The sequence below is a fragment of the Streptomyces dioscori genome, assembly GCF_003024195.1.
Lineage (GTDB): Bacteria > Actinomycetota > Actinomycetes > Streptomycetales > Streptomycetaceae > Streptomyces > Streptomyces dioscori.
Genome location: NZ_KZ679047.1, coordinates 322,695 through 336,910, shown reverse-complemented (window position 1 = coordinate 336,910; position 14,216 = coordinate 322,695). Strand labels below are relative to the sequence as shown.

The 14,216-nt window shown below is 72.7% G+C and carries 11 protein-coding genes; 4 read left to right on the top strand and 7 right to left on the bottom strand.

Annotation, left to right across the window (positions count from 1 at the left end; all coding sequences use genetic code 11):
- Positions 1-200 precede the first annotated feature (200 nt).
- Positions 201-1,334 (top strand): L-cysteine desulfhydrase Cds1, encoded by a 1,134-nt coding sequence (locus C6Y14_RS25745; RefSeq protein WP_107019185.1) that lies wholly within the window; start codon positions 201-203, stop codon positions 1,332-1,334.
- 192 nt (positions 1,335-1,526) lie between these two features.
- Here the strand turns inward: C6Y14_RS25745 and C6Y14_RS25740 are convergent, their stop codons facing one another.
- Positions 1,527-2,012 (bottom strand): SRPBCC family protein, encoded by a 486-nt coding sequence (locus tag C6Y14_RS25740; RefSeq protein WP_107019184.1) that lies wholly within the window; start codon positions 2,010-2,012, stop codon positions 1,527-1,529.
- A 158-nt stretch (positions 2,013-2,170) separates the two neighbouring features.
- Positions 2,171-3,004, bottom strand: a complete 834-nt coding sequence (locus C6Y14_RS25735) for a DeoR/GlpR family DNA-binding transcription regulator (RefSeq protein ID WP_107019255.1) — start codon at positions 3,002-3,004, stop codon at positions 2,171-2,173.
- Between the two features lie 305 nt (positions 3,005-3,309).
- On the opposite strand from C6Y14_RS25735, the gene C6Y14_RS25730 reads away from it, so the two are divergent.
- On the top strand, positions 3,310-5,733 hold the full coding sequence (locus C6Y14_RS25730; RefSeq protein ID WP_404828827.1) for a hypothetical protein: 2,424 nt from the start codon (positions 3,310-3,312) through the stop codon (positions 5,731-5,733).
- A 36-nt stretch (positions 5,734-5,769) separates the two neighbouring features.
- On the opposite strand, the gene C6Y14_RS25725 is transcribed toward C6Y14_RS25730, so the two are convergent.
- The 4 genes from C6Y14_RS25725 to C6Y14_RS25710 form a co-directional block, all read right to left on the bottom strand.
- The gene (locus tag C6Y14_RS25725; protein WP_107019183.1) at positions 5,770-8,205 is read right to left on the bottom strand and encodes a right-handed parallel beta-helix repeat-containing protein; all 2,436 of its coding nucleotides are present in this window, start codon (positions 8,203-8,205) and stop codon (positions 5,770-5,772) included.
- A gap of 178 nt (positions 8,206-8,383) precedes the next feature.
- On the bottom strand, positions 8,384-8,989 hold the full coding sequence (locus tag C6Y14_RS25720; protein ID WP_199854851.1) for an Rv1733c family protein: 606 nt from the start codon (positions 8,987-8,989) through the stop codon (positions 8,384-8,386).
- A 161-nt stretch (positions 8,990-9,150) separates the two neighbouring features.
- Positions 9,151-9,975 (bottom strand): MOSC domain-containing protein, encoded by an 825-nt coding sequence (locus C6Y14_RS25715; protein ID WP_107019181.1) that lies wholly within the window; start codon positions 9,973-9,975, stop codon positions 9,151-9,153.
- Between the two features lie 46 nt (positions 9,976-10,021).
- Complete coding sequence (locus tag C6Y14_RS25710) at positions 10,022-10,483, bottom strand: DUF6643 family protein (protein ID WP_107019180.1); 462 nt, start codon at positions 10,481-10,483, stop codon at positions 10,022-10,024.
- A 292-nt stretch (positions 10,484-10,775) separates the two neighbouring features.
- Here C6Y14_RS25710 and C6Y14_RS25705 point away from each other — a divergent pair, with 292 nt between their 5' ends.
- Positions 10,776-12,077, top strand: coding sequence for a TerD family protein (locus C6Y14_RS25705; protein WP_107019179.1), 1,302 nt, complete (start codon positions 10,776-10,778; stop codon positions 12,075-12,077).
- Between the two features lie 19 nt (positions 12,078-12,096).
- Here C6Y14_RS25705 and C6Y14_RS25700 read toward each other — a convergent pair whose 3' ends face one another.
- Positions 12,097-13,269, bottom strand: coding sequence for a glycosyltransferase (locus tag C6Y14_RS25700; protein WP_199854850.1), 1,173 nt, complete (start codon positions 13,267-13,269; stop codon positions 12,097-12,099).
- A 58-nt stretch (positions 13,270-13,327) separates the two neighbouring features.
- Between C6Y14_RS25700 and C6Y14_RS25695 the strand changes: the two genes are divergently transcribed.
- Entirely contained in the window at positions 13,328-14,113 is a 786-nt protein-coding gene (locus C6Y14_RS25695; protein WP_107019177.1) for a glutamate racemase, read from the top strand.
- Positions 14,114-14,216 lie beyond the last annotated feature (103 nt).

Here is a 14,216-nt window from a genome sequence, read left to right as displayed (position 1 = left end):
ACGCATCACGGGGTGGCACATGCCCTGTGGCGCACTCGCGTGAATGCGCCCCCCAAGCCCAACGCGCGCGACCGCACCAGGCGTCCCTTTGAGGTTCTCAAAGGAGTGTTTATGCAGGTGAGAAGCGTGCGCCAGGTGCCTATGATCGAGGCGTCCGACCGCGTGACCCGACGTCGGCAGCCACCTGAAGGAGCCCCGCCGTGACCACCCCACAGCAGGCCCGCCCCCATGAGCCGACGGCCACGCTCGATGTCGATCACAGCGACGCGGAGTACCGGCACTGGCTCAAAGAAGCCGTGCGGAAGGTCCAGGCCGACGCGAACAGATCGGCGGACACCCACCTCCTGCGCTTCCCGCTTCCCGAGCGCTGGGGCATCGACCTCTATCTCAAGGACGAGTCCACCCACCCCACCGGCAGCCTCAAGCACCGCCTCGCCCGCTCGCTCTTCCTGTACGGGCTGTGCAACGGCTGGATCCGGCACGGCCGCCCCGTCATCGAGGCGTCGAGCGGCTCCACGGCCGTCTCCGAGGCGTACTTCGCCAAGCTGATCGGGGTGCCGTTCATCGCCGTGATGCCCCGCACCACGAGCCCGGAGAAGTGCCGTCTGATCGAGTTCCACGGCGGCCGGTGCCACTTCGTCGACGACCCGCGGACCATGTACGCGGAGTCGGCGTCCCTCGCGGCGCAGACCGGCGGGCACTTCATGGACCAGTTCACGTACGCGGAACGGGCCACGGACTGGCGCGGCAACAACAACATCGCCGAGTCGATCTACCGCCAGCTGGAGCTGGAGCGCTACCCCGAGCCCGCGTGGATCGTGGCCACCGCGGGGACCGGCGGCACCTCGGCGACCATCGCCCGCTATGTGCACTACATGCAGTTCAACACCCGTATCTGTGTGGCCGATCCGGAGAACTCCTGTTTCTTCGAGGGCTGGACCACGGGCGACGCGGAGGTCACCACCGACTGCGGTTCACGGATCGAGGGCATCGGCCGGCCGCGGATGGAACCCAGCTTCGTACCCGGAGCCGTCGACCGGATGATGAAGGTGCCGGACGCGGCGAGCGTGGCGGCCGTGCGGGCACTGGAACAGGCCATCGGGCGCAAGGCGGGCGGTTCGACCGGCACGGGCCTGTGGAGCTCGCTGAGGATCGTCGCGGAGATGGCGGCGGCGGGACGGACCGGGAGCGTGGTCACGCTGCTGTGCGACCCCGGGGACCGCTATCTGGACAAGTACTACTCGGACACCTGGCTGGCCGGTCAGGGACTGGACATCGCGCCCTACGCGGCCACGATCGACGCGCTGCTGGCCACGGGAGTCTGGCCTGCCTGAGCGGTCGGTTCCCGGAGCGGCGCGGCTCAGTTCCCGGAGCGGCGCGGCTCAAGGGCGGCGCGGGCTCAGGCATGGCGCGGGCTCAGGCATGGCGCGGGCTCAGGCGTGGCGCGGGCCCCAGGGACGGCCCGGCCGGGGTGGCGCGGGCGTCGGCCGGCGGCGGTCGGTCCGGACGGCGGCTGTCGGCGGCCGTCAGCCGGCGTGAGTCGAGCCGATCCGCCGGTCCAGCTTCCGCACCGCGTCGCGGAACGCCCGGCCGAGACCTGTCCGGCTCACCTTCATCACCAGACGGAACGCCGCCGTGCCGTCGGCGGCCACGGTCCACTGCACCCGCGTACCGGAGCCGCCGTCCGGAGCGAGCCGCCACTCCTCGACGAGGGCGCGCACGCCGGGGGCGTTCGTCACGTCGACGCGGTACGCGTACACCTCGTGGGGCTCGGCCGCGAGGATCGTCTCCTCGAAGCAGGTGCCGCCCCTGAGTCGGATCCGCCGTCCGGAGCCGCCCTCGGACAGGTGTGCAGACGAGACGGCGGAGAACCACTCCGACCAGCCCTCGACGTCCTCGGCCAGCGCGCGGTAGACCCCCTCGGGGGACGAGGTCACCCCTCTCGCGAACACCAGCCGCACGGGAGCGGTCTCGACGAAGTCGAGTTCCACAGGCCGCAGTCGGTGAACCATGCGTACGACCTCCTCGCGGGAACGAGTCGGAAACGAGTCGGAGAGCGAGTCCTGAACGCGGCCCCACGCCAAGGAAGTTGACGGGGGAGGGTCACCATAACCGGCGGTACGTCAGATGTCTGTACCGCCCATGGGCGCCCCGGCGCCCCTACGGCCCCTCAGGTGTCCGGCGCGTCCTCGTCCTCGGGTTCGCCCGCCACCATCAGCCGCAGATGCTCGGAGATCTCCGTGCGCGCCTCGGCGGGCAGCCCGTCGTCCGTCACCAGGGTGTCGATCTGCTCCAGCGCGGCGAACGAACTCAGCCCCACCGTCCCCCACTTGGTGTGGTCCGCGACCACGACGACCCGCCGCGCCGACTGTACGAGGCGCCGGTTCGTCTCGGCCTCCGCGAGGTTCGGCGTGGACAGACCCGCCTCCACCGATATGCCGTGCACCCCGAGGAAGAGCACGTCGAAGTGGAGGGCCTCGATGGCCTGGTCGGCGACGGGACCCACCAGGGAGTCCGACGGTGTGCGTACGCCGCCCGTCAGCACGACCGTCGCCGCGCCCTGCCGCTGCCCCGAGGTGCGCTGCGCCGAGTGGAAGACGTCGGCCACCCGCACCGAGTTGGTCACCACCGTCAGGTCCGGCACGTCGAGCAGCTGATGGGCGAGCGCGTACGTCGTCGTACCGCCGGACAGCGCGATCGCCGTGCCCGGCGCCACCAGTGAGGCGGCGGCCCGCGCGATGTCCTCCTTGGCCGTCAGCTCCAGCCCCGACTTGGCCTCGAAACCCGGCTCGTGCGTACTCGCCTCGACCACCGGGACGGCGCCGCCGTGCACCTTCTCCACCACGCCCTGCCGGGCGAGCGCGTCCAGGTCGCGACGGACCGTCATGTCGGACACGCCGAGTTTCCTGGTCAGTTCGTTCACGCGGACGCCACCGCGCCGCCGGACCTCGTCCAGGATCAGAGCGCGCCGCTGCTCCGCGAGCAGGTTCTGATTCTCGCTCACGTCCGCTCCGGTTCCCTTCGCCTCGACCCGCCCGACATACCCCTGTGCAGCCCCCGTGCCGAACACCGACAAGGACGTTCCCCTCACCTGTGGACCCACCTGCGGACCAGCCTGTGGACTCACCTGTGGACCGCGGGACGCCCCATCCTCGCACGGGCCGCCGCAGGTCGCGCCACTGCCTGTGGCGGTACGCACACGTCACGCTGCCACCTCGTGTCCGGCTCTGTCACACGGATCGGGGAGATTCCGTGACGAGTGGTGCGCGCTGGGTCAGCAGAGGAGATCCTTGTATCTGGACATGACACATGTCGTACGGGCATCACGGGGGACACACAACAGTGGAGCGTCTACAGGGGCACGCCCCGACGAACGAGGCGAACGGTTCCGGGCCGCAGCAGGCGTCCGACACCGCGCTCGAACTCCTGGTCCACGGCGTCGGTGGCACGACGCCCCAGGAAATGCTGAACGATCCGCGCACGGTCCGGATCACCGGCGACGACACGGCCGCGGTCTTCCGCCGCGCCGACGACGTCGAGGCCGAGACGGACGCGACGCGCCGGCCCGCGGAGCACCAGGGCAAACCCATTCCCGAGGCGTACGTCTGGTGCAACCTCACCTCGGGCAACGGCTCCCGGGCGCTGTGGCTGCTGCTCCTGCCGTTCATGGTGGTCAACCTCGCCCACTGGATGCGGCCCACCGTGCGCGACAACCGCACGCCCGCGGTCCGCCTCTACGGCCTGCTGGTGCGCCTGGCCGGTCTGACCCTCACGGTGCTGCTGGTCGCCGCGGCCTGCGAGGTCGCCCTCGACCTGGCCGCCTGGCAGTGCGCGGGGACGCCCGACTGCGCCAGGGAGCACTCCTGGCTCGGCTTCCTGTCCCCGGCGGTCTCCGACGGCGGCTGGTGGAGCCAGCCCGGCCGCCGCCTCGCCCTCGCCGCACTGGTGCCAGCCGCGCTCACGGGCCTCCTCTGGTACCTCGCGCACCGCACCTGGAGCGCGTACGAGTCCCAGCAGCCGAGGCCGCGCGAGAACGAGCCGGAGGAGGAGGGCAGCAGGGCCGGGCTCGGCCGCCCCGGCTTCTGGTACGGACGCCGGCTGGTCGCCCGGCTGCGGGTCGCCCACACCGCCGCGGGTCTGCTGACGATCGCCGCGGCGGTAGGCGTCGCCGCGGCCCGCCACGACCGTGAGGCCGGCGGCCCGGCCGCCCTGGACGTGCTCGGGTGGCTCCTGAACGGGTCGTTCGTGCTGGGGGCGGTCTTCGTGCTATGGGTCGTCTGCAGCCGGGGCCGCAGTGAGCACCGGCTCGACCGGCGGCTCGACGCGGCCCTGGTGCGCCGGCTGCCCCTCGGCTCGCTCGCCCTGCTCGTCCTCACCCTCGTCTACGCGGGCTGGTCGCGCCCCGGGTGGAGTTCGGACCACCGGCTGTCCGGCGGCGGCGCCGCCTTCGGCACCATCGCGCTGGTCGAGTGCCTGCTCGTGATCGTCCTCGGGATCGTGGCCCACGTGCTGTACCGGGACCGGCCGGATCCCCGTACCGCGATGCGGGGCCTGGCGGGGCCCGCCGTCGCGATGCTGGCCTGCGCGCTGGGCGGGGTGATGTCCGGCGGAGTCTCCCAGCGCGTCGCAGACTGGCTGGACGGCACAGGACACACGATCGCGGGACCGCCCGTGCTGCTGACCTGGCAGGCGTCCGTCATCCCGCCCCTGCTGCTGGTCCTGTTCGTCCTCGTCGGCTGGCTGGCCCGGCGCACGGTGGTGCTGCGCCGCACCGAGACGGCCGCGGTGGAACTCGCCTACGAGGACGAGCCCAAGGACGAGTCCACCACCCGCCGGATCGCGAGCATCCGTGCCATGGCCTCCCTCACCGACCGGGCGCCCCGGATCATCGGCGTCACCTCCGTCGTGACGCTGGTCCTGGGCGGCCTGGCCGTCGCGGGAGCCCTGGCCACCGAGGACGCCCCGGGCGAGGCGGCCCGCGGTACGTACCCCGTCGTACAGGGCGCGGCCGAGACCGCGCAGGCACTCGGCTCCTGGCTCATCGGTGTCGGCTTCATACTGTTCGTCACCTGGGGCCGCCGCGCCTACAAGGACCAGACGGCCCGCCGCACCATCGGCATCCTGTGGGACGTCGGCACGTTCTGGCCGCGCGCGGCACACCCCTTCGCGCCCCCCTGCTACGCCGAGCGCGCCGTCCCCGACCTGACCTGGCGCATCGCGGGCTGGACCCGCGCCACCGGCGGCCGTCTCGTCCTCTCCGGCCACTCCCAGGGCAGCGTCCTCGCCGCCGCCGCGGCCTGGCAGCTCGAACCGGCGGTGCGCAAGCGGGTCGCGCTGCTGACCTACGGCTCACCGCTGGAGCGGCTGTACGGGCGCTGGTTCCCGGCGCACTTCGGGCCCGAGGCGCTCAGCGGACTGCACCGGGACGTCGACTGCTGGCGCAACCTCTACCGGGCCACCGACCCCATCGGCGGCCCCATGCGGCTGCCCGGCGACTGCGGCCCCCAGGTCGACCGCGAGGCCCTGGAGGACCCCCTCGCGTACTGCCGGTCGGAGAAGCACCCGCTGCCCGCCCCGATCCTCGGACACTCGGACTACCAGGCGGACCCCGTCTTCGCCGAGGAGCGGGAGAAGCTCCTCGCCCGGCTCAGGACGGACATCCCGGCCCCGCGACCGGGCACCGGCCCCGAGGAACCGGAGGGCGGCCCCCGGGCGGAACCGACGCCGGTCTAGGAGGGGCGGCCAGGTCCGACGGAAGTCCCGCCGGCCTCAGGGCAGTTCCGGCAGGTCCTCCGCGTACAGCAGGGTGAGGTCGTCCGTGCTCGTCTCGGCGAGCTGGGCGACCCGCCCCGCGTGCCGCTCCACCATCGCCTCGAAGGTCTGCCGCGCGGTACGGCCGTTGCCGAACGCGGGCCCCTTGGGGATCGCCTTGAAGTACTCGATCAGTGCCTGGTCCGCGCCCGGCGCGAGCCGGTACTCGTGTTCGTCCGCCTGCTGTTCCACGATCCGCAGCAGTTCCTCGGCGCCGTAGTCGTTGAAGGTGATGGTCCGTGAGAAACGGGACGCCACACCGGGGTTGACCGAAAGGAAGCGCTCCATCTCGGCCGTGTAGCCCGCGACGATCACCACCACCGCCTCCCGGTGGTCCTCCATGAGCTTCACCAGGGTGTCGATCGCCTCGCGGCCGAAGTCGCGCCCCGAGTCCTCCGGCGACAGCGCGTACGCCTCGTCGATGAACAGGACGCCGCCGCGTGCCTTGTCGAACGCCTCCTGCGTACGGATCGCCGTGGAGCCGATGTGCTCGCCGACCAGGTCCACTCGGGACACCTCGACGAGATGCCCCTTCTCCAGGACGCCGAGGGAGGCCAGGATCTCGCCGTACAGGCGGGCGACCGTCGTCTTGCCGGTGCCGGGGGAGCCGGTGAAGACGAGGTGGCGGCGGGCGGAGGCGGCCTTGAGTCCCGCCTGCTGCCGTCGGCGGCCCACCTCGATCATGTCGGTGAGCGCCCGCACCTCGCGCTTGACGCTGTCGAGGCCCACCAGCAGGTCCAGTTCGCCGAGCACGGCCTCCGAGGTGCGCGCCGGCCGCTCGGGCTCCGCGGCGGCGATCAGCGGCTCCTGCTCGGTGACACGCTGGCCCGGGATGGCCCCCAGCAGGCCCGAGGACTGCCCCGCGGTCTGTACGGCGGGTTCCGGGGCCGGGGTCCGCACGTGGGCGCTCTCGTCGCTCGTGCAGTCCTCGACCAGCGGCCCGGTGCCGGACGCCTGGTCGCCCCCGGCGTCGGCGAACTCGTAACCACCGCGCGCGCAGCGCTCCGTACGGCACTTCTTCAGGGTGGCGCGGCAGCCGTCTATGACGTGGAAGCCGTACCCGCCGCTGCCCGTCACCCGGCAGCCGTGGAAGCTGCCGCGACCGCCGGCCGACACGTAGAAACCCGCCTCCGCGGGCGAGGTGACGGTGCACCGCTCGATCGTGGGATCGGCGCCCTTGGTGACGATCACGCCCGTCTGCGTGCCGTCGATCGTGCAGGCGGAGAGGGTCCCGCCGCTGCCGTGGTCGCGGAACCAGGCGCCCGTCGCCGCGTCCCGGATCCGGCAGTCGTCGAGCTGCGCGGTGGCGCCGTCGCTCACCGACACGGCCGTGTTGCGGACCTGGCTGATGTCACTGTCGACGACGTCCGCGCGCGAGCCGCGGTCGAGCACGAACAGGGCGTCCGGCACGTCGTGCACCCGGCACGATTCGAGGACGACCGTCGCGCCGTCGCTGACCCACACCGCGGGGTAGTCGCCCGTACTGTCGTGGATCTCGCACTGGTTGGCGTCCACGCGCGTGCCGGGATCCCAGACCGACAGACCGTTGCGGCCGAACTGGCGCACGGTGGACCGCGTCATGGTGAGGACCGAGCGGGAGCGCAGGTCGACCGCGTTCTCCGGGATGTCGTGGATACGGCAGTCGGCGAGCGTCAGCACGGCGTCCGTGTCGAGCGTGACACCGTCCGACGTCGTGCGGTGCACATCGCAGTCCGTGAGATGCGCCGTGGCCCGCGCGGAGATCTGTACGCCGCTGCCCCTGACCTCGTAGACCTCGCAGCCCACCGCTTCGAGGGCGGACTGCTCGCCGGTCACCGACAGGCCCGCGCCCGCCGTGTGGTGCACCCGGCAGCGCTCAAGACGCGGATGGGCGCCGCCGCGCACCGAGATGCCCGACTGGCCGGCGGCCACGACCTCGCACTCCTCGAAGACCCCGCCCCCGCCGTCGAGCACGGAGATGCCGACGCCCGCCGGATTGTCCACCGTGCAGCGCCGCACCGTCGGGCGCGCGCCGCCGCGCACCTCGATGCCGGCCGCGGACCGGGTGACGATCCGGATGTCCATGAGCTCCGGGGTGCCCTCCTCGACGAGCAGCGCGGGCGCGGCCGAGTCCTGGCCCTCCACGAGCAGGTCCTGGACCACGGCGGAGGCACGTACGGTCAGCGGCACGCCGTCGACGGGCGCGATGCGCACGGAACCGGCCGATCCCTCGGGGCCGCGCAGCGTCACCGCCCGCTCTATGACGAGGTTCTCCCGGTAGGTCCCGGCGGCGATGGTGAGCACGTCACCGTCGGCCGCGGCCTCCAGGGCGGCGGCGAGCGATGCGTACTCACCTGTGCGGCGCCGCCACCGCGACGTGCCGGTGTGCGTCACCTGGACCGTGCCCTGTGCCATGGCGCTGCTGTGCCCCCACCTCGTCGTACGCGGGTCCTGAGAAGCCGTGTTCCCAGCGCCTGGCCGTCAACTCGGCTCACGGGGAACGGGAAACAGCCTCTCATGACGGTGCCGAACACCTCGGCCGGTCCACCGTAGCGTGCGCGGGGCCGCGCGGTTGACCGGAGCGGGGAGGCCGTCAGCTGCCCGTGCCCGTCCTGCCCCAGTCCGGCCCCGCCTGGGACCACGCCTGGTCCCAGCGGTCGTACCTGCGCCGCACCATGCGCCAGACCAGCAGACGCCGGGTGCCCTCGACGAGACCCGCGCAGGCGGCGGCCGTGCCGAACCCGGCGAGTACGGCGTGAGTGGCGGCGGTCGCGGTGTCCAGTGGCCGGCCCACTATTCGGCCCTGTCCGTCCGTCCACACCGTGAAGTGGTCGCCTCGATCGGGGGTCCTGAGGGCCGCCATGGCCGTGCCCCGGCGCGCGGTGCCGTCCGGTGCCGTCCAGCGGGCCAGCACCCGGCTGTGGGAGTCCCGTCCGGAGGCCGTCTCGGGGTCGGGGTCCAGCGGAGTGCGGTCCGACTTTCTGATGACGGTCGCGACCACCGGGTGGTGGCTCTCCCGCTGCTCTCGCACGGACCGCTGCAGGGCGTCCCCGGCGATCCCGCCGACCAGCACACCGACCAGGGGCGCGGCGACGAGGATCAGCACAAGTGCCCCCAGCGCCAGCCACGCCTCGCAGAGATCCGTCGTACGCCGAAGCGGGTTGTGCCGCCAGCGCCAGATTCCCCGGATTGCCCGCACCGCTCCGCACCCCCCTCCGCGTCCGTGATAACCCCCCTCGGAGCCGTTCACGCGCGCGGCCGGGCAAGAGAGAGGCACATCACCTCTCCTGCCGGCCTCTCATGAACTTCTCACACGGACTCAACGGCTGTGCCCGGCGTGGGTGTTCCCCGGGCGAAGGCCTATTCGAGGATCCGCACCGGGTCGCCCACCCGGACCGAGCCGGGGGACTCCGGTACGAGATTCTGCCCGAAGACCAGCTTGTCGCCGAAACGGCGGTGCCGGGCGAGGGTGCGCAGCGGCTCCCTGCCGCGCTCGGCCGTCGTCTGGTCGGTGGTGGTCACGACACAGCGCCCGCACATCTTGGCGACGCGCAGGACGACCTCGCCGACGGCGATCCGGGACCAGCCGTCCTCGGCCCAGGGCGCGGTGCCGTCGACCACGATGTTCGGCCGGAAGCGGTTCATGGGGAGCGGGCCCTCTTCGGGCCGGTCGCCCTGTGCGATCAGGGTGTTCAGGGCATCGAGCGAGGCGAGCGTGGTGACGAGCAGGGGGTAGCCGTCCGCGAAGCTGACCGTCTCGCCCGGCCGCGCGAACCGCGGGTCGACGGGTCTGCGGGTGGCCGGGTCGTCGAGATGCACGAGCCGCACGGCGACGCCGAGGAAGCCGCTGAACCAGACGTCCGCCATGACCCCGGCGGGGACCGCCTCCACCTTGTCGTTCCAGATCTCCACCGTCGTGGTGCCGCCCGGTTCGGGCACGGGGACGGTCAGTGGCTCCCGGCCGGGCGCGGACACCAGGATCGCGCCGCCGGCCTGCGCCTTGACGCGGACCAACGCCATCCGCGGTCGCGCGCGTTGAGTGATGATCCGGTTCTTGTCGTCGGTCAGCACCCAGCGCCGGTCGCCCGCCGGACCCCATGGCTCCACGACGGCCTCGTGCGGGTCGTACCCCGCGGCCGCCTTCAGCGGGTAGACGTGGATCGAGTGCAGTACCGGCTTCGACATGAGGTCATCCTGCCGGAGGGCTCGGACAACCTCCGCCGCATCACCCTCAGTAGCCGCGGTACTGCTGGTTGTTGTACGGGTCCTGGTACGGCGCCGGAGCGGGGCGCGGGGCCGCCGGGGCGGGCCGCGGCGCTGCCGGACGCATCGCCTCGTAGCCCGTGCCGCCGCCGTTCATCGGGCGCTGCTGCTGCGGCGCCTGGGGGCCCGGGTAGCCGCGCGGCGCGCCGCCCTGCTGCGGGATGTAAGGAGCCGCGGCCTGCTGCAGCGGAGCCGGTTGCTGGGCCTGGGGGTAGCCGTACTGGGGAGCCTGTGGGGAAGGCGCGGCGGGCAGAGCGGGCAGCGCCGACGGGAGCGCGGGCAGGTTCCCGCCCGTGTCGTACGCCGCGGGAACCCGGATCGGGGCGATCTGCGGGGTGCCCCGTTCGGCCACGAGGGAGTCGTAGATCGGGGTGTCCGGGAAGGAGGCGGAGTAGTAACCGCCGCCATAGGTGGAGCGGGGGGAGGTCATGGCACATAAGTTAAGCCCACGATCTGCCGGTTGGGGAGACCGATAAGAGGGTTGTTTTCCGTGTCGGCAGTGACGCGGGACCCCCAATGTGAGCGAACTTGGCGAAAAAGGGCAGCGGAGACTGCCAGGATCGTGTAAAGGCCGAGTTCCGGAGGGGTTACCCACGGGTCGGCCGCCGATCTTCCGGGCCCGGTCATGGGCGTTCGCCGCTCGGGGGATTAGGTTGGCGCAGAACGGGCGAACGGACCGAGTCGCGGTCGTCGCGGAGACACCGATGGGGGCGGACATGTCAATGCCTAAAGGATCGAACGTTCCGGTGCCGACGACGGGACTGCGTGTCGAACTGGGCTGGCGCACGGGCCCCGGAGTGCCCGACGCGGACGCCTCGGCGCTGCTGCTGGCGTCCGGGAAGGTCCGCTCCGACCAGGACTTCGTGTTCTACAACCAGCCGGCGCACTCCTCCGGCGCGGTGCGCCACGAGGGCAAACGCAACGCCGGCGGCCAGGTGAACGACACGCTGTTCGTCGACCTCGCGCGCGTGGAGCCCGGAATCGAGACGGTGGTCCTCGCCGCCTCCTCCGACGGCGGCACGTTCGGACAGGTCCCCGGGCTCTACATCCGGGTCCTCGACGCACAGCAGGGCACGGAGGTCGCGCGCTTCGACAGCGAGGGCGCGAGCGTCGAGACCGCCTTCGTGCTCGGCGAGTTCTACCGCAGACAGGGCGCCTGGAAGTTCCGCGCCGTCGGACAGGGCTACGACAGCGGACTCATGGGACTGGCCACGGACTTCGGGATCACCGTCGACGAGCCGCAGCAGCAGGCGCCGCCCGCTCCCGTCGCCCCGCCGGTCACGGCCACTCCGCCCCCGGCCCCCGTCGCCCCGCCCGTCACCGCGCCCCGGCCGATGACACCCCCGCCCGCTCCTCCGGCACCCCCCGCCCAGCCCGCGGCCCCCGTACGCCTGACCAAGGTCACGCTCACCAAGGACGCCCCGTCCGTCTCGCTGACCAAGCAGGGCGGCACCTCGGGCGTGATGCGCGTGAACCTCAACTGGACGGTGCGCAAGCAGTTCTCGGGATGGCAGGCCAAGCTGGGCCGGGCCATCGCCATGCACGCGGACCTCGACCTCGACCTGTGCGCCCTCTACGAATTGTCCGACGGCAGCAAGGGTGTCGTCCAGGCCCTGGGCAACGCCTTCGGAGCGCTGCACCAACCCCCGTTCATCCACCTCGACGGCGACGACCGGACCGGCGCGTCGTCCAGCGGCGAGAACATCAGCGTCAACCTCGACCACATCCGGGACTTCCGCCGCATCCTCATCTTCGTGACCATCTACGAAGGGGCGCGTTCCTTCGCCGACCTGGACGCCTCGGTGACCCTCCAGCCGCTGCACGGCGCACCCGTCGACTTCTCGCTCGGCGAGTGCACCGTGCCCTCCACGGTGTGCGCGCTCGCCCTCATCACGAACACCGGCACCGACCTCGTGGTCCAGCGCGAGGCACGCTTCCTCGTCCCCGACCGTGGCGTGAGCCCGCAGCGCACCGTCGACTACGCCTACGGCTGGGGCATGAACTGGACCCCGGGCAGGAAGTGAGCCGACGCGCCGCGCCCGCTCAGGGGCCGGGCGCCGCGTCGGGACGGGCGTAGGTGCGGCCCTTCCAGGCCGCGCCGCGCCCCCTGTAGTGCTGCACCGCGGAATCCACCGTCATGAAGAGGTACATCAGGGCCGTGAACGGCAGCAGAGGGGCGAGCGCGAGCGGCTGCCGGTAGTACCGCAGCATCGGCAGATACGTCCCGGCCATGACCAGCCACGCCAGTCCGCCGGCCGCCGCCGCCAGGTGGGCGCCCGTCACGAGACCCACGACGAGCGCCACCGGCGGCACCAGATACACCACCGCGAGACCCGCCACCGTGCCGGCCAGCACCAGCGGGTTGTGCCGCAGCTGGGCGTACGCGCTGCGTGAGACCATCCGCCACAGATCGTGCAGCCGCGGATAGGGACGCACGCTGTCCACACGCTCGGCGAGCCCCAGCCAGATGCGTCCTCCGGAGCCCTTCACCGCCCTCGCCATCGCCACGTCGTCGATGACGGCCTGCCCGATGGCGTCCGGAATCCGGGCCCGCTCGGCGGCCGTGGCACGCAGCAGGACGCAGCCCCCCGCGGCGGCGGCGGTCCGCGAGCCCTTCACGGCGATCCACCGGAACGGATACAGCTGCGCGAAGAAGTACACGAACGCGGGCACCACGAGCCGCTCCCAGACGCTCTCCACACGCAGCCGGGCCATCTGGGAGACGAGATCGAAGTCCCCGGTCACGGCCGAGGCCACCAACTCCCGCAGACTGTCCGGCGCATGGGCGATGTCCGCGTCCGTGAGCAGCAGATACTCGGGCCCACGCGCGCGTGCCAGGCCGATGCCGTGCCGCACCGCCCAGAGCTTGCCGGTCCAGCCGGCCGGCGGCTCCCCGGGCGAGCCGACGGTCAGCGGCAGCCCGCCGTGCCGCCGCCCCAGCTCACGGGCCAGCTCCCCGGTGCCGTCCGAACTGCCGTCGTCGACGAGGAAGATCTCCGCCCGCCCCGGATACTCCTGCGCGAGCAGCGAGGGCAGGCTCTCGGACAGGACGGCGGCCTCGTCGCGCGCCGGTACGACGACACACACCGACGGCCAGCTCTCCGGCTCCCCTCGCGGCGGCAGCCGCAGGTCCGTACGCCAGAAGAAGCCCTGGCCGAGCAGCAGCCACAGCCAGGCGGCCAGCGATCCGACAGCGGTCCACACAAGGGCGCTCACCCGCCGCAGTCTGCCCCACCACTGCGGCCCGCCGAGCCGGATCCACTATGGTGACCGGGTGAAGATCGCGCTCATGGACTCCGGAATCGGACTGCTCGCGGCAGCCGCCGCGGTACGTCGGCTGCGCCCCGACGCGGAGCTCGTTCTCTCCTCGGACCCCGGCAGCATGCCCTGGGGACCCCGCACGCCCGAGGACGTGACCGCGCGCGCCCTCGCCGTCGCCGAGGCCGCCGCCGCGCACCGGCCCGACGCCCTGATCGTGGCCTGCAACACCGCGTCCGTGCACGCCCTGCCCGCCCTGCGGGCCCGCCTGGAACCGGGGATTCCCGTCATCGGCACGGTCCCCGCGATCAAGCCGGCCGCCGCGGGCGGCGGACCCTTCGCGATCTGGGCCACGCCCGCCACCACCGGCAGCCCCTACCAGCGCGGCCTCATCCGAGAGTTCGCCGACGGGGCGAGCGTCACCGAGGTGCCCTGCCCCGGCCTCGCGGACGCCGTCGAGCACGCCGACCAGGCCGCCATCGACGCCGCGATCGCCGCGGCCGCGGCGCGTACACCCGACGACGTAACGACCGTCGTCCTGGGCTGCACCCATTACGAACTGGTCGCCGAGCGCATCCGCGCCGCCGTGCAGCGGCCCGGCACGGCACCGCTCGTCCTGCACGGCTCGGCCGGCGCCGTGGCCGCCCAGGCACTGCGCCGCACCGGCGAGACGGCGGCCCCGCAGGCACCCGACCAGGGCACGCTCACCGTGCTGCTCGGCGGCCGGGAGGGCGTCCTGCCCGCCACCGCGCTGACGTACGACGAGGGCCGGCTGCTCCAGGCGGTCAGCCCCGCCCGCTGACCCGCCCACCGAGCCGCCAGCGCCCCGAGCGGCTGCCCGAGCGCGCGGCGGCGCTCGTCCGGCGGAGGGTTCGCCTCCACGCGCGACGGTCACGGTCCGCGAT